Annotated in this window: 22 protein-coding genes; 17 read left to right on the top strand and 5 right to left on the bottom strand. The window is 67.8% G+C overall.

Translation table 11 applies throughout. From position 1 onward, the window contains the following. The first annotated feature begins 363 nt into the window (after positions 1-363). The 13 genes from glyA to AB0B64_RS50985 all read left to right on the top strand — a co-directional run bounded on the left by glyA (position 364) and on the right by AB0B64_RS50985 (position 11,330). On the top strand, positions 364-1,629 hold the full coding sequence (gene glyA / locus AB0B64_RS51045) for a serine hydroxymethyltransferase (protein WP_357942656.1): 1,266 nt from the start codon (positions 364-366) through the stop codon (positions 1,627-1,629). Between the two features lie 70 nt (positions 1,630-1,699). Continuing rightward, positions 1,700-2,989 carry an MraY family glycosyltransferase gene (locus tag AB0B64_RS51040; protein WP_357942658.1) on the top strand — a complete coding sequence of 430 codons (1,290 nt, stop codon included), beginning with the start codon at positions 1,700-1,702 and terminating at the stop codon, positions 2,987-2,989. Positions 2,990-3,120: 131 nt separating this feature from the next. Next, on the top strand, positions 3,121-3,543 hold the full coding sequence (locus tag AB0B64_RS51035) for a hypothetical protein (RefSeq protein ID WP_357942660.1): 423 nt from the start codon (positions 3,121-3,123) through the stop codon (positions 3,541-3,543). Positions 3,544-3,608: 65 nt separating this feature from the next. Then, the gene (locus AB0B64_RS51030) at positions 3,609-3,824 is read left to right on the top strand and encodes an AtpZ/AtpI family protein (protein ID WP_214641702.1); all 216 of its coding nucleotides are present in this window, start codon (positions 3,609-3,611) and stop codon (positions 3,822-3,824) included. A 67-nt stretch (positions 3,825-3,891) separates the two neighbouring features. Next, positions 3,892-4,683 carry a F0F1 ATP synthase subunit A gene (gene atpB, locus AB0B64_RS51025; RefSeq protein ID WP_357942662.1) on the top strand — a complete coding sequence of 264 codons (792 nt, stop codon included), beginning with the start codon at positions 3,892-3,894 and terminating at the stop codon, positions 4,681-4,683. A 74-nt stretch (positions 4,684-4,757) separates the two neighbouring features. Then, the gene (atpE, locus tag AB0B64_RS51020; protein ID WP_357942664.1) at positions 4,758-4,997 is read left to right on the top strand and encodes an ATP synthase F0 subunit C; all 240 of its coding nucleotides are present in this window, start codon (positions 4,758-4,760) and stop codon (positions 4,995-4,997) included. A gap of 28 nt (positions 4,998-5,025) precedes the next feature. Then, positions 5,026-5,577, top strand: coding sequence for a F0F1 ATP synthase subunit B (locus tag AB0B64_RS51015; protein ID WP_357942666.1), 552 nt, complete (start codon positions 5,026-5,028; stop codon positions 5,575-5,577). Further along, positions 5,574-6,395, top strand: coding sequence for a F0F1 ATP synthase subunit delta (locus AB0B64_RS51010; RefSeq protein WP_357942668.1), 822 nt, complete (start codon positions 5,574-5,576; stop codon positions 6,393-6,395). The genes AB0B64_RS51015 and AB0B64_RS51010 overlap by 4 nt, the downstream gene beginning before the upstream one ends. Before the next feature lie 24 nt (positions 6,396-6,419). Next, positions 6,420-8,069, top strand: a complete 1,650-nt coding sequence (gene atpA / locus AB0B64_RS51005; RefSeq protein WP_357942670.1) for a F0F1 ATP synthase subunit alpha — start codon at positions 6,420-6,422, stop codon at positions 8,067-8,069. A 3-nt stretch (positions 8,070-8,072) separates the two neighbouring features. Beyond that, positions 8,073-8,975, top strand: coding sequence for a F0F1 ATP synthase subunit gamma (locus AB0B64_RS51000; RefSeq protein WP_357942672.1), 903 nt, complete (start codon positions 8,073-8,075; stop codon positions 8,973-8,975). A gap of 1 nt (position 8,976) precedes the next feature. Further along, a complete protein-coding gene (gene atpD, locus AB0B64_RS50995) occupies positions 8,977-10,422 on the top strand; it encodes a F0F1 ATP synthase subunit beta (RefSeq protein WP_357942674.1) in 1,446 nt (481 codons plus the stop codon). Between the two features lie 61 nt (positions 10,423-10,483). Beyond that, the gene (locus AB0B64_RS50990) at positions 10,484-10,885 is read left to right on the top strand and encodes a F0F1 ATP synthase subunit epsilon (RefSeq protein WP_225290371.1); all 402 of its coding nucleotides are present in this window, start codon (positions 10,484-10,486) and stop codon (positions 10,883-10,885) included. Between the two features lie 64 nt (positions 10,886-10,949). After that, positions 10,950-11,330, top strand: coding sequence for a DUF2550 domain-containing protein (locus AB0B64_RS50985; protein WP_357942676.1), 381 nt, complete (start codon positions 10,950-10,952; stop codon positions 11,328-11,330). 134 nt (positions 11,331-11,464) lie between these two features. On the opposite strand, the gene AB0B64_RS50980 is transcribed toward AB0B64_RS50985, so the two are convergent. Beyond that, positions 11,465-12,055 (bottom strand): cob(I)yrinic acid a,c-diamide adenosyltransferase, encoded by a 591-nt coding sequence (locus tag AB0B64_RS50980; RefSeq protein WP_357942678.1) that lies wholly within the window; start codon positions 12,053-12,055, stop codon positions 11,465-11,467. Positions 12,056-12,182: 127 nt separating this feature from the next. Between AB0B64_RS50980 and AB0B64_RS50975 the strand changes: the two genes are divergently transcribed. The 4 genes from AB0B64_RS50975 to AB0B64_RS50960 all read left to right on the top strand — a co-directional run bounded on the left by AB0B64_RS50975 (position 12,183) and on the right by AB0B64_RS50960 (position 15,792). Beyond that, positions 12,183-13,079, top strand: coding sequence for an ATP-binding cassette domain-containing protein (locus tag AB0B64_RS50975; RefSeq protein WP_358197204.1), 897 nt, complete (start codon positions 12,183-12,185; stop codon positions 13,077-13,079). Further along, positions 13,076-14,185: an ABC transporter permease gene (locus tag AB0B64_RS50970; RefSeq protein ID WP_358197203.1), complete on the top strand. Its 1,110-nt coding sequence runs from the start codon at positions 13,076-13,078 to the stop codon at positions 14,183-14,185. Before AB0B64_RS50975 ends, AB0B64_RS50970 begins: the two co-directional genes overlap by 4 nt. Positions 14,186-14,215: 30 nt before the next feature. Continuing rightward, entirely contained in the window at positions 14,216-15,385 is a 1,170-nt protein-coding gene (locus tag AB0B64_RS50965; protein ID WP_358197202.1) for a histidine kinase, read from the top strand. Positions 15,386-15,474: 89 nt separating this feature from the next. Continuing rightward, entirely contained in the window at positions 15,475-15,792 is a 318-nt protein-coding gene (locus AB0B64_RS50960; RefSeq protein ID WP_357942686.1) for an STAS domain-containing protein, read from the top strand. A gap of 201 nt (positions 15,793-15,993) precedes the next feature. Here AB0B64_RS50960 and AB0B64_RS50955 read toward each other — a convergent pair whose 3' ends face one another. The 4 genes from AB0B64_RS50955 to AB0B64_RS50940 form a co-directional block, all read right to left on the bottom strand. After that, positions 15,994-16,617 (bottom strand): TetR/AcrR family transcriptional regulator, encoded by a 624-nt coding sequence (locus tag AB0B64_RS50955; protein ID WP_357942688.1) that lies wholly within the window; start codon positions 16,615-16,617, stop codon positions 15,994-15,996. 63 nt (positions 16,618-16,680) lie between these two features. Further along, entirely contained in the window at positions 16,681-18,153 is a 1,473-nt protein-coding gene (locus tag AB0B64_RS50950; RefSeq protein WP_358197201.1) for an aldehyde dehydrogenase family protein, read from the bottom strand. Between the two features lie 37 nt (positions 18,154-18,190). Beyond that, a complete protein-coding gene (locus AB0B64_RS50945) occupies positions 18,191-18,751 on the bottom strand; it encodes a GNAT family N-acetyltransferase (RefSeq protein ID WP_358197200.1) in 561 nt (186 codons plus the stop codon). Between the two features lie 3 nt (positions 18,752-18,754). Continuing rightward, positions 18,755-20,065 (bottom strand): carotenoid oxygenase family protein, encoded by a 1,311-nt coding sequence (locus AB0B64_RS50940; RefSeq protein WP_357942693.1) that lies wholly within the window; start codon positions 20,063-20,065, stop codon positions 18,755-18,757. Positions 20,066-20,129 lie beyond the last annotated feature (64 nt).

The following is a 20,129-nucleotide window of genomic DNA, read 5'->3' as shown; positions in this document are numbered from 1 at the left end:
CCAACGGTCCCCCGGTGTTTCGTCACCCGACCGTCTCAATCTCGGTGACGGTCTGACGTGGCTGGGGTCTTTTGGAGGCATATCCCCTGCGGGGAGTAGGGGAAGACGGTTCGTGGGGTTGGGGTGCCGTCGAGCGGCCCCGGGTGAGCGGAGGAGGCGGTCCGTGATGGCTTGGGTCCCTTCGGGCGGGTCCTCCGTCGGGGGAGTGGAAGATGACGGTCCGTCGTGGCTGGGGTCCCCGTCAGGTAGAGGAAGGACGGATGGTCGGCGCGCGTCCGTGGAGCAGCGCTTCGGCAGCCCGCCTGACTGCCGGAACGACGGTGGGGCATGGGAAAAACGGACAAATGGCCGTACAGTGGGAGAATGGGTGTAGTGCCCTACTACGGTCCGGACTTCGGACGGCTCCAGCGGCAGGACCCCGAGCTGGCTCAGGTGCTGCTCGACGAGCTGGAACGGGTCCGCGGTGGTCTCCAGCTGATCGCGAGTGAGAATCTCGCTTCCCCGGCGGTCCTCGCCGCCCTCGGATCCACCCTGACCAACAAGTACGCCGAAGGCTACCCGGGCCATCGCTACTACGGTGGCTGTGAGGTCGTCGACCGGGCGGAGCGGCTGGCGATCGAGCGGGCCTTGAGGTTGTTCGGGGCCGAGCACGCCAACGTGCAGCCCCATTCGGGGGCCTCCGCCAATCTCGCGGCGTACGCGGCCCTGCTGCAGCCCGGCGACACCATGCTGGCCATGGACCTGCTGCACGGCGGTCATCTCACCCATGGCTCGAAGGTGAACTTCTCGGGAAGATGGTTCGACGTCGTGTCATACGGGGTGCGACGGGACACCGAACTCATCGACTACGACGAAGTACGGGACCTCGCGCTGCGGCACCAGCCAAAAGTGATCGTCTGTGGCGCCACCTCCTACGCCCGGCTGATCGACTTCGCCGTCTTCCGTGGCATCGCGGACGAGGTGGGCGCCTGGCTGCTCGCCGACGTGGCGCATCCGATCGGGCTGATGGCCGGTGGCGCCATTCCGTCCGCCGTGCCGTACGCGGACGTGGTCACCTACACCACGCACAAGGCGCTGCGCGGACCGCGCGGGGGCGGCATCCTCTGTACGGCGGAGCTCGCCGCGCGGATCGACCGGGCGGTGTACCCGTTCATCCAGAGCGGTCCCCTCATGCACGCCGTGGCGGCCAAGGCGGTGGCGTTCGGCGAGGCGCTGCGGCCCGAGTTCGGCGCGTACGCCAAGCAGGTGGTCGCCAATGCCCAGGCCCTGTGCGACTCCCTGGCGGCCGAGGGGATGCGGCCGGTGTCAGGCGGCACGGAGACGCATCTGATGCTCATCGACCTGCGCGAACTGGGCGTGTCGGGCGCCGAGGCCGAGCGGCGGTGCGCCGCGGCGGGGATCACGCTCAACCGGAACGTGATCCCGTACGATCCGGAGCCTCCGGCCGTGACCTCCGGGATACGTGTCGGCACGCCGTGTCTCACCACTCAGGGGATGGGGCCCCAGGAGTTGAAGGAAGTGGGGGCCCTGCTCGTGCAGGCCGTACGCCATCCGGGCACTGCGGCCGAGGTCAAGGGGCGGGTTGCGGCCCTGGTGGGGGCCTTCCAGCCATATGACAGCCAATATTAAGAGCCAAAATTAAGCTGGTGTGTGTCGATTTCCGGTCACAGCCGGTCGGAGCATCCAGGAAACTAGGTCCGTGCGCGAATACCTGTTCATGGCGCTCATTGCGGCAGCGGTGACGTATCTGCTCGTCCCGCTGGTGCGCCGCTTCGCCATCCGCATCGGCGCCATGCCCGAGGTCCGCGAACGCGACGTGCACACCACGCCGACGCCGAGACTGGGCGGTCTGGCCATGTACGGCGGGCTGGTCGTCGGGCTGCTGGTGGCCAGCGAGCTGACCAACACCGGCAAGGTGCTGAGCGAGGCCGAGGGCAACCCGGTGATGGCGTTGATCATCTCGGGCGGCCTCATCACGTTGACGGGGTTCCTCGACGACTGGTGGGGCATGGACGCCTTCATCAAGCTGGCCGGCCAGATCGCGGCCGCCGGCGTGCTCGTCTGGTTCGGCCTGCGGCTCACCTACATCCCGCTGCCCAAGGACTGGGGCGGCTCCACCAGCCTCGACTACACACTGAGCACCGTCATCACGATCATGGTCGTGGTGGTGGCGATCAACGCGGTCAACTTCGTCGACGGCCTCGACGGCTTGGCGGCGGGCATCGTCTGCATCGCGGGCATGGCCACCTGGGCCTACTCGATCTTCCTCAAACAGAGCATCAGCGGCGACCGCATCGCCACCACGGCGGCCATCGCCGCCATCCTCATCGGCTGCTGCCTGGGATTCCTGCCGCACAACTTCCATCCCGCGAAGATCTTCATGGGCGACACCGGGGCGATGCTCATCGGGCTCGTGCTCGCCTCCTCGATCGTCACCGTGACGCCGGTCGACCCGTCGGTCATCGAGGGCATGAACCGGGTGCCGGTGCTGCTGCCGCTGCTCGTGCCCGCCGCGGTGCTGGTGCTCCCGCTCATCGACCTGATCACCGCCGTCGTGCGGCGCACCTCGCACGGCATGTCGCCGTTCGCGCCCGACCGCGGTCACCTGCACCATCGCCTGCTCGACATCGGCCACTCCCACCGCCGCACCGTGCTGATCATGTACGCGTGGACGTTCCTGTTCGCGTTCGGCATCGTCGCGCTGTCCACGATCGGTGTGCCCATCCTGCTGTTCCCGGTGGTCATCCTGCTCGCGCTCGGTGTGCTGGTCCTGATGGCCGCGCCACGCTGGCGGGGCAGGGGCGGCCTCCACTCCCGCGGCAGGTCCGACGACGACGGCCCGCCCACGGGCCCCATGCCGCCGATCGTGCCGGAAGCCGAGGTCAGGCGGCAGGTCCCGCCGCCCGTCGGACCGCCGCCGGGTCCGTCGCAGGAGCGGGCGAGCGCCGCGGCGAAACCGGTCATTCCTGCCGTTCCAGGCCGTTCATGATCGCGAACTAGAAACGGCAGGTAAAAGCGGTCTTCAGTGAGCTTGTGATATCTTTCACGAGCAGGGGCCCCCAATGCACCGGCTTTGGGGGTAGCAAACGCTCGCTTGATAACATGCTTACTGGAGCACCGATGCAGGCCAACGACGTGCGCGTACTCAAGAGTGCCGCGATCCCCACCCTCGCGGTTGGGGTGGTCGCCGTGGTCGTGGCCCTGCTCCTGTCGGGAGCGAAGGGAGCGCTGGGCGCGGCCATCGGCGCGGCGCTCGTCGGTGTCTTCTTCAGCATCAGCGTGGTGGCCGTCTCCTACGCGGCCCGAGTGTCCCCGCAAATCATGGCCATCGTCGCGATGGTGAGCTATCTCATCAAAGTCATCGCCATCATGGCGATGCTGGCGGCCTTCGGCGACACCACGGCGTGGAACAACAGGGCTTTCGCCTGGTCCGTCGTGGTATGCACGCTCGTCTGGACGGCTTTCGAGGTCCGGGCGTTCATGAAGACAAAAATGCTTTATGTCGACCCCGAAGCCAAGGTCCCGGGGAACGGTGGCCCATGAGGCTGGTAAAGGGATGGGGTCCGATATGACTAGTCCTCTACTTGCCTGCTATCGTCGGCCCCGCGATGAGCGAACAGGAACGCCGACCGGAAGACGACGGTCAGGACTTCGCCAACGCCGCATGGTCGATCCCCAGCTACCTGCTCGCCGGGATGGCGATCTACGGCGGCGGCGGCTGGTTGCTGGACCGTTGGCTCGACACGTCCGCGTTCTTCCCTATAGGCGTCGTCCTGGGGATCGTACTGTCCGTGTACCTGGTCTACCGCAAGTACGGTCGCTAGCCGCACGGCGCGACCACTTCGCTGAGGAAACCCTTGTGATCCGCTACGACGTTGAAGGGAACGCCGCGTGAGTGCGCTGACGGTCCTCGCCGACGATCAGTTCAAGGCGCCGTCGCCTGATGAACTGTTCAATTTCGCCCCCATCATTCCCGGGGTGGACTGGTTCACCAAGCCGGTTCTTCTCGCGATCCTCAGCTCGATCATCGTGATCGGCTTCTGCTGGGCAGCCTTCGCCAGCCCGAAGATCGTGCCACGGGGCGTTCAGAACGTGGCCGAATACGGCTACATGTTCGTCCGCGACCAGGTCGCCCGGCCCTTCCTGGGCAAGGACGCCGACCGGTGGATGGGCCTGCTGCTGACGCTGTTCTTCCTGGTGTTCGTGTGGAACATCATGGGCGTCGTCCCGCTGCTCCAGTTCCCCGTGGCCTCGCACATCGCCTTCCCGGCCGTGCTCGCGATCTCGATCTACGTGCTGAAGGTCTACCTGGGCGTCAAGCACCAGGGCGCGATCGGCTACTTCAAGAACATGATGTTCCCGCCGGGACTGCCCAAGCCGATCTACATCCTGCTGTCGCCGATCGAGTTCCTGTCGAACCTGATCATCGCGCCGTTCACGCATGCGGTCCGACTGTTCGCGAACATGTTCGCGGGCCACATGCTCCTCGCGTTCTTCAGCATGGTGGGCTTCTGGTTCCTGTTCGAGAAGCTGACCCCGCTGGGCGCCCCCGTCGGCGTCATCGGCGTGATCATGACCATCATCTTCACCGGCTTCGAGATCTTCATCCAGTTCCTGCAGGCGTTCCTGTTCGCCATGCTGGCCTCGATGTACATCGGCAACGCACTTCACCCCGAGCACTGAGAACCATCCATACCGGAATATCCATGACCGGTGGAGACACCGCTTCACCGGCCGTCCAGTAAAGGAATACAGCAATGAGCGTTCTCGCTGAGGTCTCCGGCAACGTCACCGCCATCGGTTACGGTCTTGCCGCCATCGGCCCCGGCATCGGCGTCGGCATCATCTTCGGTCAGGGCGTGCAGGCCATCGCGCGCCAGCCCGAGGCCTACGGCCTGATCCGCCAGAACATGCTCCTCGGCTTCGTCCTCACCGAGGCCCTGGCCCTGCTCGGTCTGGTCGCGCCGTTCATCTTCCAGAACATCGGCGCCTCCTGATCACCCCTTCTGACGAAAGGCTGCATCCATGATCAAGGCAGCTACGCTCCTGGCCGCGGAGGAGGGGTCCAACCCCCTCATCCCGCACACATTCGAGCTCGTCGTCGGTATCTTCTCGTTCCTCGTCGTCCTCTTCGTAGTCGGTAAGCTGCTCGTCCCGCGTATTCAGACGACGCTGGCCGAGCGTACCGAAGCTATCGAAGGCGGCATAAAGCGAGCGGAAGAGGCTCAGGCCGAGGCCCTGAACCTGCAGAAGCAGTACCGCGAACAGCTGGCCGAGGCCAGGCAGGAAGCGGCTCGTCTCCGTGAGGAGGCTCGCGAGCAGGCCGCGGAGATCCGGGCAGAGCTCCGCGAGGAGGCGCAGGCCGAGGCCCGCCGTCTCGTCGAGGCGGCGCACGCCCAGATCGAGGCGGACCGGCAGGCGGCCTTCGCCCAGCTCCGTACCGAGATCGGCCGGCTGTCGACCGACCTGGCCGGCCGCATCGTTGGTGAGTCCCTGGAGGACGAGGCCCGGCAGAGCCGCGTCATCGACCGGTTCCTCGACGAGCTGGAGCGCTCGGACGCGCAGGCGGTGCGGTGAGCGACCAGATGAGGGGCCTCAGCAAAGACTCGCTCGCCGTGGTCGAGGAGCGGTTCAACGCTGTGGCGGGCTCGGCGGACCTGGGCCGGCTGGCCGAGGACCTCAACGCGATCGCGGACCTGCTGGACCGTGAGCACGGACTGCGCCGGGCCCTGTCGGACCCGGCCCGGCCCGGTGCTCAGAAGGCGCAGGTCATCCGGAATCTGCTCGATGGCAAGGTCAGCGCGGCCGCGCTCGCCACGGCCGAGGCCGCGGTCGAGGTCAAGTGGTCGCGCGCCGGAGACCTGGCCGACGTGCTCGAACGGCTCGGCGTCGTCGCCGCGGCCGCGGAGGCCGAGGCGCAGGGCAAGCTGGACGACGTGGAGGACGAGCTCTTCCGCTTCGGCCGGATCGTCGCCGCCAACCTCGAGCTCCGCCTGGCCCTCACCGACGCGGCCGCTCCCGAGGAGGGCAAGCGGCAGCTGCTGCAGGACCTGCTCGGTGGCCGTGCCGCCCCCACCAGCCTGCGTCTGATCACGCAGGTGGTCGTGCATCCTCGTGGGCGTAGCCTGGAGGCAGGCCTGGAGGAGTTCAGCCGGCTGGTGGCGCAGCAGCGCCAGCGCCTCGTCGCGACGGTGCGCACCGCGGTCGAGCTGACCGGGGAGCAGAAGCAGCGTCTCACGGCGTGGCTGCGCACCTCTTACGGTCGCGACGTGCACGTCAACGTCGAAGTGGATCCCCGAGTGCTCGGTGGTTTCTCGGTCCGCATCGGCGACGAGATCATCGACACCACCATTGTGGGACGAATCGAAGAAGTCCGCCGCCGGTTGGCCGGCTAGGGCGATAGAGGAGACAGAGAAGAGATGGCGGAGCTTACGATCCGGCCGGACGAGATCCGGGACGCGCTTGAGCGCTTCGTCCAGGCGTACGAACCGGAAGGCGCCGCGCGCGAGGAGATCGGGACCGTCGTCGACTGTGGCGACGGCATCGCCCATGTCTCCGGCCTTCCCTCGGCGATGGCGAACGAGCTGCTCGAGTTCGAGGACGGCACGCGCGGCCTGGCACTCAACCTCGACACCCGCGAGATCGGTGTCGTGGTCCTGGGCGACTTCAGCAGCATCGAGGAGGGCCAGACGGTCCGCCGGACGGGCGAGGTCCTGTCCGTGCCCGTCGGCGATGGCTTCCTCGGCCGCGTGGTCGACCCCCTCGGCAACCCGCTCGACGGCAAGGGCGCCATCGAGTCCGAGGGCCTGCGCGCCCTCGAACTCCAGGCCCCCTCGGTCGTCCAGCGGCAGCCGGTGAAGCAGCCGCTGCAGACCGGCATCAAGGCGATCGACGCCATGACGCCGATCGGCCGTGGCCAGCGTCAGCTGATCATCGGTGACCGTGGCACCGGCAAGACCGCGATCGCCGTGGACACCATCATCAACCAGCGCGAGAACTGGGCGTCCGGTGACCCGGACAAGCAGGTGCGCTGCGTCTACGTCGCGGTCGGCCAGAAGGGCTCGACGATCGCCCAGGTGCGGGCTCGCCTCGAGGAGGCGGGCGCGCTCGAGTACACCACGATCGTCGCCGCCCCGGCGTCCGACCCCGCGGGCTACAAGTACATTTCGCCCTACACCGGTTCCGCCATCGGGCAGCACTGGATGTACCAGGGCAAGCACGTTCTCATCGTCTTCGACGACCTGACCAAGCAGGCCGACGCCTACCGCGCGGTCTCGCTGCTGCTGCGCCGTCCGCCGGGCCGTGAGGCCTTCCCGGGCGACGTCTTCTACCTCCACTCCCGCCTGCTGGAGCGCTGCGCCAAGCTCTCCAACGACATGGGCGCGGGGTCGATGACCGGTCTGCCGATCATCGAGACCAAGGGTAACGACGTCTCGGCGTTCATCCCGACCAACGTCATCTCCATCACCGACGGGCAGTGCTTCCTGGAGACCGACTACTTCAACGCCGGTATCCGCCCCGCCATCAACGTCGGTATCTCGGTCTCGCGAGTCGGTGGCTCGGCGCAGATCAAGGCGATGCGGAAGGTCGCGGGCACGCTGCGTCTGTCGCTGTCGCAGTATCGCGACCTGGAGGCCTTCGCGGCCTTCGCGTCCGACCTCGACGCGGCGTCCAAGGCTCAGCTGGAGCGCGGTCAGCGCCTGACCGAGCTGCTCAAGCAGGCCCAGTACTCGCCGTTCTCGGTCGAGCGCGAGGTCGTGTCGGTCTGGGCCGGCACCACCGGTGAGCTCGACGAGGTGCCGGTCGAGGACATCCGCCGCTTCGAGTCGGAGTTCCTGGACTACCTGCAGAGCAAGCACAAGGGTGTCTTCGACAGCATCCGTGAGACCAACGATCTGCTGGACGACACGGTGACCGTGCTCAAGGACGCCATCACGGAGTTCAAGAAGTCCTTCACCACCTTCTCCGGCGAGCTCCTGGTCAAGGACGAGCCGGTCGCACCGCTCGAAGAGGGCGAGGTCGGCCAGGAGAAGATTCGCAAGGTCGTCCGCTCGGCGGAGAAGAAGTAGCCCATGGGTGCCCAGCTAAGGCTGCTGCGGCGGCGGATCAAGTCGGTCAAGTCGACCGCCAAGATCACCCGCGCTCAGGAGCTCATCGCCTCTTCGCGGATCGTGAAGGCGCAGATGCGGATGCAGGCGGCGCTGCCGTACGAGCGTGAGATCACTCGCGCCGTCACCGGCGTCGTCAGCAACGCGGCGAGCGTCGACCATCCGCTGACCGTGGCGAAGGACAATCCCACCAAGGCGGGCGTGCTCGTCGTCACCAGCGACAGTGGGTTCTGCGGCGGCTTCAACGCCAACGTCCTGCGCGAGGCCGAGGCCCTGCGCGGACTGCTGAAGACCCGCGGCCTGGAGGTCATCCCGTTCGTCACCGGCCGTAAGGGTGTCACCTGGCACTCCTTCCGCAACCGGACGATGGGCGGGCAGTGGGTCGGCTTCTCCAGGAAGCCCGCCTACAGCGACGCCAAGGAGATCGCCGAGCTGCTGATCGAGTCGTTCAAGGACGAGAACGGGATCGACGAGATCCACATCGTCTCGACCGAGTTCGTCTCGATGCTCACGCAGAACGTCGTGGTCAAGCGCATCCTGCCGCTGGAGGTCGAGGAGACCGAGGCGAGCGAGAGCGACGCGATCCCGCCCTACTTCGAGTTCGAGCCCACCGCGGCCGACGTACTCGAGTCGCTGCTGCCGCGTTACGTGGAGTCCCGCATCTTCACGGCGCTGCTGGAGTCGGCGGCTTCAGAGGAGGCCGCGCGTCGCCGCGCGATGAAGTCCGCCACGGACAACGCCAACGAGCTGATCCGCGTGTTCACCATGCAGATGAACCAGGCTCGTCAGGCGGAGATCACCCAGGAAATCAGCGAGATCGTCGGTGGCGCCAACGCGCTCGCTGACGCCGCAGCGGGGAAAGAGTGAAATGACTGCAGAGGCTGTTGAGACCGTTGAGACCCCCGCGGCCGGTGTCGGCCGCGTGGCTCGGGTCACAGGGCCCGTCGTCGACGTGGAGTTCCCCGTCGAGGCGATGCCCGACATCTACAATGCGCTGACCATCGATGTAACCCTCGGTGAGGACACCAAGCTGCTGACCCTCGAGGTCGCCCAGCACCTCGGTGACAACATCGTCCGGGCCATCTCCATGCAGCCCACCGACGGTGTGGTCCGGGGTGCGGCCGTCACGGACACCGGCCTGCCGATCTCGGTGCCCGTCGGCGACGTCGTCAAGGGTCACGTGTGGAACACGCTCGGCGAGTCGCTGGACGTGCCGACCGCTTCTCTCAAGATCAACGAGAAGTGGGGCATCCACCGGCCGTCGCCGCCGTTCGACCAGCTCGAGTCGCGCACCGAGCTGCTCGTCACGGGCATCAAGGTCATCGACCTGCTCACGCCGTACGTACAGGGTGGCAAGATCGGCCTGTTCGGCGGCGCGGGTGTGGGCAAGACCGTCCTCATCCAGGAGATGATCCGCCGGGTCGCCCGCAACTTCGGTGGCACCTCGGTGTTCGCCGGCGTCGGCGAGCGCACCCGTGAGGGCAACGACCTCTGGCTGGAGATGGAAGAGGCGGACGTCCTCAAGGACACCGCGCTCGTCTTCGGTCAGATGGACGAGCCGCCGGGCACCCGTCTGCGGGTCGCCCTGTCGGCGCTGACGATGGCGGAGTACTTCCGCGACGTGCAGAAGCAGGACGTGCTGCTCTTCATCGACAACATCTTCCGCTTCACGCAGGCCGGCTCCGAGGTGTCCACGCTCCTCGGCCGTATGCCGTCGGCCGTGGGTTACCAGCCCACGCTGGCCGACGAGATGGGTGTGCTCCAGGAGCGCATCACCTCGACGCGTGGTCACTCGATCACCTCCATGCAGGCGATCTACGTGCCCGCCGACGACATCACCGACCCGGCCCCGCACAACGCGTTCGCGCACCTCGACGCGCAGACCGTGCTCTCCCGGCCGATCTCGGAGAAGGGCATCTACCCCGCGGTGGACCCGCTCGACTCCAACTCCCGCATCCTCGACCCGCAGATCGTGGGCGAGGAGCACTACGCGGTGGCCCAGGAGACCAAGCGGATCCTGCAGAAGTACCGCGAGCTCCAGGACATCATCGCCATCCTCGGTATCGACGAACTGTCGGAAGAGGACAAGGTGACCGTCCAGCGGGCCCGCCGTATCGAGCGGTTCCTGTCGCACCCGATGTACGCCGCCGAGGCGTTCACCGGCCAGCCCGGCGAGAACGTGCCGCTGGAGGAGACCATCCGCTCCTTCAAGGGCCTGTGCGCCGGCGAGTACGACCACCTGCCCGAGCAGGCGTTCTTCATGGTGGGCGGCATCGACCAGGCCATCGCCAAGGCCAAGGAACTCGAGCGCTGATCGCCCGTGGTGGGGGTATGGCGCGAGCCGTACCCCCACTCCTGTCCGGAAAGGAGCCTACGTGGCGAAGCTACGAGTAGGCGTTGTCTCGCCCGAGCGTGAGATCTGGTCGGGCGAGGCCGACATGGTGATTGCCAAGACCGTGGACGGCGAGATCGGTATTATGCCGCAACACGCACCTGTGCTCGGCGTCCTCGTCGAGGGCGGCGTGCTGCGCGTGAAGCGGGAGGGCAAGGGCGACCTGGTCGCGGCGGTCCACGGCGGATTCATCTCCGTGGCCGACGACGAGGTGTCCGTGCTCGCCGAGGTCGCCGAGCTCGGCTCGGAGGTCGACATCGCGGCGGCCCGTGACGCTCTCGAACGGGCGCAGGCCTCGATCGAGGCCGACCAGGCGGACGCCGACGCGGCCGTCGAGGCCAAGCGTGCCAAGGCCCGGCTGCGTGCGGCCGGCGAAGAGGTCTAGATCCTTTGAGGTCTAGATCCTTGAGGTCTAGTTTTTTGAAGCGGGTTTGATGCAAGGGGGCGGCTTGGTAGCGACGGTTCTCATCTGTGTGCTGCTGGTCGCCGTCCTGGTGGTGTTGCGCGGGCTCCTGGTGGCCCGCTCCCGGGGGAGTGTGCCCTGCCGCCTGCGCGTGGGAGACCACGGCTGGCAGCGCGGGGTAGCCCGCTACGCCGACGGGGAGCTCCATTGGATCCCGCTCATAGGTCTGCGACTCAGGCCCCGCCACGCTATCGCGAGGCGGGGCCTCGTCGTTTCCTCGCGGCGGGAGTTGGACAGTGGGTTCTTCGCGGTGGACTGCTCTGGCACCACGCGGGACATCTCGCTGGCGATGAGTGCGGATGCGCTGACCGGGTTTCTCGCCTGGCTTGAGTCCGCGCCGCCGAGCGCTTATCTGGACGTCGCCTAGGCTCCGGCGGGGTTCGTCACGCGACCGTTTCGGTCTTTGCGACGGTCCGTGGTGGTTGAGGTCCCTTGGGAGGGATACCCCCTCCGGGGGAGCAGAAGAACGCGGCCCGTGGGGGCTGAGGTCCCTAAAGGGAGTTAGCGGGTGCCGCCTGGCTTCCAGAGGATCTCGCCGCCCGCGTGGGCGACTCTGCACAGGATGAACAGCAGGTCTGACAGGCGGTTGAGGTATCTGGCCGTCAGCGGGTTCATGTCCTCGTGCGCTTCCAGCGCCGCCCACGTCGTACGTTCCGCGCGCCGGACGGTGACCCTTGCCACGTGCAGCCCGGCTATCGACGGGTCGCCGCCGGGGAGGATGAAGCTGCGCAGTGGCTTGAGCTGCTCGTTGAACTCATCGCACCGCGCCTCCAGCCAGTCGATGTAGGACTGCTCGACCCTCAACGGCGGGAACTCCGGATTGTCCGTGACCGGCGTCGCCAGATCGGCGCCCACGTCGAAGAGCTCGTTCTGGACGCGGATCAGCACCGCCGTCAGGTCCATCGGCAGCGTGCCGTGCGACATGGCCAGGCCCAGATGGGCGTTCGCCTCCTCCACGTCCGCGTAGGCCGCCAGGCGGAGGTCGGTCTTGGCGGTGCGGCTCATGTCGCTCAGCGTGGTCGTGCCGTCGTCTCCGGTGCGGGTGTAGATCCGGGAGAGGACGACCGGCTTGTCCTTGTCGGCACGCGTCATGAGGTCAGCGTAATGACAAAAGTCACCCGGAACGGACGCGGGGCGCATACGGCGTCGGTGATTTGCACGACTACCAGCGTGCGGCGCCGCCCGAGACGATGGCTTGCATGACAAAGGAGAGGATCTGATGCTCGAGATCAGCGAGCTGCGTAAGCGCTTCGCCGGTGGGCCGGACGCGCCGGAGGGCAAGGTGGCCCTCGACGGGATCAGCTTCGCCGTACGGGCGGGCGAGATGTTCGGGTTCGTCGGCGCGAACGGCGCCGGCAAGACGACCACCATGCGGATCGTCATGGGTGTGCTGCAGCCCGATGAAGGCTCGGTCGGCTGGCAGGGCCGGCCGCTGGAGTACAACGACCGGCGGCGGTTCGGCTACATGCCCGAGGAGCGGGGGCTGTACCAGAAGATGCGGGTCGCCGAGCAGGTCGAGTACTTCGGCCGGTTGCACGGCATGGACGCCGCGGCGGCCAGGACGGCGGCCGACGACCTGCTGGAGCGGCTGGGCCTGACCGAGCGCCGGGGTGACGCGGTCGAGGCGCTGTCGCTGGGCAACCAGCAGCGCGTGCAGCTCGCGGTGGCGCTGGTGCACGATCCCGAGGTGCTGGTGCTCGACGAGCCGTTCTCCGGGCTCGACCCGATCGCGGTGGACGCGCTGGCCACGGTGTTGCAGGAGCGGTGTCGCGGGGGCGTACCGGTGATCTTCTCGAGCCATCAGCTGGAGCTGGTGGAGCGGCTGTGCGACTCGGTCGGCATCGTGTCAGCGGGCCGGATGGTGGCCAGCGGTACGGTCGGCGATCTGCGGGCGGCGGAGAGCCGTACGCTCCGCGTCGTGGTGCGCGACCCGGCGCCCGGGTGGGCCGACGGCCTGCCGGGCACCGTCACAGTCACCGGCGATCGGCATGTGCTGCTCACCACCGACGGGGATGGCCAGGAGATCCTGCGCCGCGCCATGAAGGCCGGGCAGGTCGAGCACTTCGGCGCCGAACAGCCGACCCTGACCGAGATCTTCAAGGAGGCCGTGGCGTGAACAGCGTGATGCTGGTGGCGAGGCGCGAGATCACCACCCATATCCGGACGAAGGCCTTCGTCATCGGACTGCTCATCACCGCCGTACTGGTGGGCGCGGTGGCGTTCGCGCCGAAGGTCCTGGACCGCCCTGATTCGTACAAGATCGGCACTGTGAACTCCCAGCAACTGCCGCTCAAGGCGGCCCTGCCGGAGGCGGAGTTCGAGTGGCGCACGTTCCCCGACGAGGCGGCGGCCAAGAAGGCGGTGCTCGACGGCGATGTGGACGTGGCGCTGGTGAACAACGCCAAGGTGCTCACCGACGGTGAGATCGAGTCCGAGCTGGGCGTGCTGCTGCAGAGCACCAACCGGGAGCTCAAGCTGGGCGCCGCAGGCGTGTCGATCCCGCCGCTCCAGATGGTGTCCGTGGGTGCCGACACCCGCTACCAGGCCGCCAGGACCGGGATCGCCGTGGTGCTCGTCCTCGTGCTCTTCATGCTGATCATCGGACAGGTCATGATGGTCGCCATGGGAGTGGTGGAGGAGAAGGGCAGCCGGATCGTGGAGATCCTGCTCACCTCGGTCCGGCCGTGGCAGCTGCTCGCCGGCAAGATCATCGGTCTGGGCGCGCTCGGCCTGATCAACCTCGTCACGATTCTGGTGGTCGGTGTGTCGGCCTCGCTCGTCTCGGGCATCGCGGTGGACTTCCCGCCCGGCCTGCCGGGGATCGTGGCGGGGGTACTGCTCTGGTTCGTGCTCGGCTACGCCTTCTTCGCCACGCTCGCGGCCGCGCTCAGCTCACTGGTCTCCCGGCAGGAGGAGGTGAGCAACGTGATGTCGCCCCTGACCATGCTGATCATGGTGACCTACTTCGGGGCCTTCTACGCCACCACCGACCCCACCGGGACGCTGGCCAAGGTCGCCTCGCTCGTGCCGCCGTTCTCCTCGATGGTCATGCCGGTGCGGATGGCCGCCGCCGACGTGCCGCTCTGGGAGATCGGGCTGTCCACGGTGCTGATGGTGCTCGCCGTGGCGGGGGTGCTGTCCTTCGGCGCGAAGGTGTACGAGCGGGCGGTGCTGCGGACCGGGGCCAGGGTCAAGCTCGGCGACGTGCTGCGCGCGAAATAGATGGACCCGAAACAGGTGGACGCGAAATAGATGGATGCGATCAGGCGGGCGCGGCGCATCTCCCTGTGCGTGCTGAACTCCATGATCGTGATGACGTGGGTCGGCATCGCCCTGGCGACCCTCGGCGGCCTCGCCACCGGCACGCTCTCCTGGCTGCGCATCGTGCCCGCGATGATCGCCTTGATCGTCTTCACCTGGCTCTTCCTGCGCATCACCCGCGCCGTCCTGGAGCGCCGCTACCTCACGAGAGAGGTGGTGGCGGCCGGCGCTCTCGCCGTCCTCGCCGCGGTGTTGGGGGGCGCCGACCCGTTCGGATGGGGCTTCGGGCTGCTGGCCTGGGTGTCCGTGGCCCTGATCAATATCCGCGTGTGGGCGGCTGTGGGCCTGGCAGTGGGTACGGCCGCGGTCGGCACCGGGCTGGGCGTCGTCACCCTCCTCATGGGACAGCCCCTCGTGTCGATCCTCGTTCCGTACGACGATGGGGCGGTCGTCGCCCTGGGACTCGTCTACGCGATCATGTGCGCCCTGCTGCCGCCGTCCAACCGGTTCTGGGCGTGGATCTACACGCTCGCCGTACAGGCTCACGAGGGCAGGGAGGCGCACACCCGGCTGGCGGTCGCGGAGGAGCGGCTGCGCTTCGCCAGGGACCTGCACGATCTCGTGGGGCACCAGCTCTCGGCCATCGCGGTCAAGACCGAGCTGGCCGTACGGCTGTCGGCCGCCGACGCCGTCGCCGCGAAGGCGGAGATGGTGGCGGTGAACACCCTGACCAGGACGGCGCTGCGGGAGCTGCGCCAGGCGGTGCGCGGCTATCGCGAACTTGACCTGAGCGCTGAGCTGAATAGCGTGAAAGGCGTACTCGAAGCGGCCGGCGTCCGCTGCGAGCTGCTGCTGCCCTACCGCGAGCCGCCCGGCGGCGTGGCGCCCGTGTTCGCCTACGCGGTCCGCGAGGCGGCGACGAACGTGCTCAAGCACAGTACGGCCTCTTTCTGCGAGATCACCCTCCGCTTCACCGAGGAGGAGGCGGAGCTGAGCGTGCGCAACGACGGAGTGGTCCGCCATCAGGTGTCCGACCTGGGCAGTGGCCTGACGGGCATGGGGGAGCGGCTGGCGGACATCGGCGGCAAGGTGACGGCCCGTCCCACAGGCGATGGAGAGTTCCTTCTGCGGGCGGTTGTGTCACTTCCGCTGCGTGGGTAGGGGGACGGTGCCGGGTTCACCTCGGCGGACGCCCTGCGGAAGGGTATGAATACGCCGCGTGAGGTGTGCGGCGTGACTGAGGAGGTGGCATGCGCGTCCGGGGCAATCCCAAGGCCCAGGTGGTGCGGATCGGAGCGCGGCTCGACGCGGGCACGTCGGCGGGGGTGCGGGAACGTCTGCACGACGCGGTCGACTCCGGCGAGGGCGATCTGATCCTCGACCTCTCCAAGCTGGAGATGATCGACGCCACCGGTCTCGGAGTGCTCGTGGGCACGCATCGGCGCGCGCTCAGCGTGCAACGCCACCTCGTTCTTCGGGGGGTGCCACCGCGGATCATGCGGGTCTTGGCGGTGACCCGGCTGAATCGGGTCCTGCGGGTAGAGATTCAGGCAGCCGCGGTGGCCTGAAGCGGCGCCCGGCGGGTGCTCGGGAGTGCGCCGGGATGTCGCGATATATAGGGGCGAGCAGCGATCAGCCGCTGCTCGCCCTCTTTTCCGCGGCCATACTCCCACACGCGGTAGTAGTTTCTGGAACTCAGATATCACCCTTTAGCTTGGTGATTATCTCCTTACCAGATCGCCAGATAAACACGAACCGTAATCAGCGCCTCACGGCGAACCGAGGGATCTGCCGAAGATGTGTACGGCCACACCGACCAGTTCGTCGATGGACGGCGGCTCCTCCGACAGCAGCCATTCGATGAGCAGCTCTTGTAGCGCTCCAATAACCCCGAGCGCCACCAGGCGTCGATTCGGTTCGGCGCCCAGAGGGAATTCCGCCGCCGCCTCCTCGACAAGGCGGGCGAAGGAGTCGACGGCCCGCTGCCGGGAAGCGGTCAGAATGTCGCCCGACCTGCGTACCTCAAGGTGCATGATGCGGGCGCGACGCCAGTCGGCCGTGGAGAACTCGATATACGCGCGAATCCCGGCCTGCATCCTGTCGTCCAGGGTCGCAGGCGCCTCTTGTAACGCCTTGGCCACAACGGCGAGGGTTTCCTCCGCGCACCGCTCGTGCAGCGCCTGAAGAAGTTCCTCACGGCCGCCGAAACATTCGTAGAAGGCGCGGTTCGAGATCCGGGCCTCCGAGCACAGCCTTTCGATGGTCGTAGCCACGAAACCTGGCTTCGCGTATAGCGTGTAGGCGGCTGTCATCAGCCGCTCGCGTCTGTCCGCCAGCCTTTGCTCAGCCGACATTCCCCGGTAAGACCGGTTCACATTCCACCCGTCCAACATGATCGTGGCCCCCAGAGCACACAATTATGGACGGATGATCCGTTTTGGGAAAGAGCATATACTTTATCTCTTACGTCGGCCGTGCAAGAACGTGACAAGCCTGATCAGCCGCTCAAGCTCAGCGGGGGCTCTGCTGAACGAAGTCAGGTTCATGCCGGGCATCGCGAAGCGTTGACGGCTGATCGCTTTGGGCCTGGCGAACTCCCGCAACCCGTCGGCCCCGTGGATGCGCCCGAAGCCGGAATCGCCGATTCCGCCGAACGGCAGCGCGGGCACTCCGGCGAACGAGATGACCGAGTTGACGGCCGTCATCCCGGTACGCATCAGCCGGGCCAGCTCCGTCGCCCGGCGCGCGTTGCCGGAGAAGACCGTGCCGGCCAGCCCATATGCGGAGGCGTTGGCCAGCTCCAGCGCCTCCCGCGCGTCGCGGGTGCGCCGTACGGTGATCGTCGGGCCGAACGTCTCCTCGCGCACCGCGGGGGAGTCCTCCGGCACGTCCTCGACGATCACCGGGTCGACGTACGGCGCACGCACCGAGCCGGGGCCACCTGTCACGACTTTTCCGGACTTGGTGGCGTCGTCGATGTGGCGCCGGATGATGTCCAGCTGGCCCGGCATGGTGATCGGCCCGTAGTCCTCGCCGGCTTTGACCGTGGCGACCCGGCCCGACAGCTCGCGCATGAAAGTTTCATAGACCGCGTCCACGACGTACACCCGCTCGACACCCACGCACGTCTGCCCGGCGTTGGACATCGCCCCCCACAGACAGGCGTCGGCGGCGGCCTTCAGGTCGGCGTCGGCGTCGACGATGAACGCGTCCTTGCCGCCGCACTCGGCCACGATCGGCGTCAGGTTCTCGGCGCAGGCCGCCATGACCCGCTTGGCCGTGGCGGTCGAGCCGGTGAACGCCACCTTCTTGACCCGCGGGTCCTTCGCCAGCAGCGCGCCCGTCTCCCCGAGCCCGGTCACGGTCTGGAACACCGGCTGCTCCGGCACCGACTCGGCGAACAGCTCCGCCAGACGTACCCCGACGCCGGGGGTGAGCTCGCTGGGCTTGAAGACGACCGCGTTGCCGGCCGCGAGCGCGTACGCGATCGAGCCCATCGGCGTGAAGACCGGGTAGTTCCACGGCCCGATCACGCCGACCACGCCCAGCGGCAGGTATTCGAGCGTGGCGGCCAGGTTGAGGCCGATCATCCCGGTCGAGACGCGGCGCCGCCCCAGGACCTTGGCCGCGTTGCGGGCCGCCCAGTCGAGGTGCGTGATCGCCAGCACCATCTCCAGCGTGGCGTCGCCGACCGGCTTGCCCGTCTCTTCGTGCACGAGCCCGGCCAGCTCCCGGAGGTGCTGGGTGAGCACGGCCTTGTAGTCGAGCAGGCGGCGCCTGCGCTCGGCGGGGGCCAGCCCGGCCCACCAGGTCGCGGCCTGCTCGGCCCGGCCGACGGCATCGCGTACGCCCTCGGCGGACTGCTTGGGGTGACTTCCGACGACCTCGCCGGTAGCCGGGTTCAGTGAGTCGAACGTCAGCGTGGTCATGGCGTCACCCTAGACCGGTAAGCCGTCACTTACCAGCTCAGGACGCCGCCCGCCACATGCCCCACACGAGTGGCCCGTCGGGGAGCCGGAACTCTTCGGTGACGTGGAATCCGTACTTCTCGTAGAGCGGCACGTTGGACTCCTTGCTGCACTCCAGGTAGACGGGCAGCCCGGTGCATCGGGCCAGACCGGTTCGCAGCAGCGCCCCGCCCACGCCGCGGCCCCGCACTTCGGGCAGCGTGCCGATCTGCGCCAGGTACCAGTGCGGCTCGGCGGGCCGGTGCGCGGCGAACGTCTCCTCCAGCACCAAGCCGTACGACACCCGCTCGCCCATGGCCTCGACGAAGCCGGAGAGGCCGGCCTCGTCCGGCTGGTGACCCGGCGGATCCCAGAGCGCGGCCCCCGCCATCGCGCCCTCGGCGTCGTAGGCGGCCTCGGTGATCGCGTGGCTGTAGCGGGCGAGCGTGGTGAACATCAGCGCCGTGCCCGGATCGTCCGGCAGCAGCCACCTGACCACCGGGTCATCGTGGAACGCCCTGGCCAGCACCTCACCGGCCAGCTCGATGACGGCCGGGTCCGCGACGAGTGCGAGGTCCATGGCTCAGCCCTCCGCCAGCCACGTCCCGTGGAAGCCGGCCGGGACGCGCTGGGGCAGCCGGATCGAGGCCACGTCCGAAAGGTCGCTCGCGTCGAGCACCAGCAGCTCGGAGCTGCCGCCCGTGGTGACCACCGACAGCAGCCAGCCCTCGTCCTCGGCCCGCGCCCCCTCGGCCGCCACGAACACCGCCTCGCCCGTGTCGTCGCCGGTCATCCTGACCTGAGCGGTGTCGGTCTGGTGGTCGTACTTGACGATGGAGTTAGAGTTCTCGCCCACCGTGTACAGGTAGCGGCTGGGGCGGCCCAGCAGGTCGTCGGCGAACGTGGGGAACTCGATGCCCCGGTCGTCGAGCGCCTCCTCCTTGACCAGGCCGGACGCCGGGTCGAGCGTCCACTGGTGCAGTGTCGCGCCGCCGATCGTGGCCGCATGCCTGGCCGGGTCCCCGGTGTTGCCGATGCGGGCCCAGACCCGGGTGAAGGACTCCCGCGAGTAGCGGGCGCCGTTGAGCACGATCCGGCCGTCCGCGTCCTCCCACGCGTTGCCGACGTGGAAGACGTAGCACGGGTCGACCTCGAACCACTGGGTCGGGCCGCCCTGCCTGGGCGTCACGCCGATCCGGGCGCCGTATCCGTCCTCCCAGGCGTACGGCATGCCGCCCGCGCGCCCGGCCTCGAACACGAAGGGCAGGTCGAGCCAGACCAGGTAGTGCTCGGTGACGGCGAAGTCGTGCATCATCGTCGACTTCGGCACCTCGATCTCCCGGCTCTCCACCAGCTCGCCGCCCGCCGACAGGCGGTGGTAGGTGACATACGGCGGGGCGTAGCCGTAGCCGAAGAAGTGCAGCTCGCCGGTGGCCGGGTCCTCCTTGGGATGCGCGGTCATGGCCGTGGTCAGCCGCCCGCCGAAGTCGCACGGGCCGACCGTGGCCAGCTCCGGCGTCATCTCGTACGGCAGGCCGTTCTCGACGAGCGCGAAGATCCGGTCGGCGTGCCTGATCACGGAGGTGTTGGCCGTGACGGCGGCCAGGTCGACGCCGCGCTCGCCGATGAAGGGCGCGTCGTCGGTGAACTTCTTGGTGCGAACCCACCGGTTTCGGTACCACTCCGCCCGGCCCCGGTCGATCCGTACGCCATGCAGCATGCCCGCTCCGCCGAACCAGTGGCCGGGGTCGAAGCCCGGCTTTGGATTGGGTCCGTTACGGAAATATCGCCCGGTCAACTCGGTGGGCAGGGCGCCGGAGACGGGGAGGTCGTGGGCCTCGGTCTCGTCGGAGACGGGGGCGAGGTTACCGCTCAGGTAGAAGGGCGTCGTCATATCACGCTCCAATCTTGATAGGTCAAAACTAGAATGTCTAGTCGTGACATGTCAACACAGGAAC

The organism is Nonomuraea sp. NPDC049129 (assembly GCF_040648495.1).
GTDB lineage: Bacteria > Actinomycetota > Actinomycetes > Streptosporangiales > Streptosporangiaceae > Nonomuraea.
This window is presented reverse-complemented; position numbering and strand designations above follow the sequence as displayed.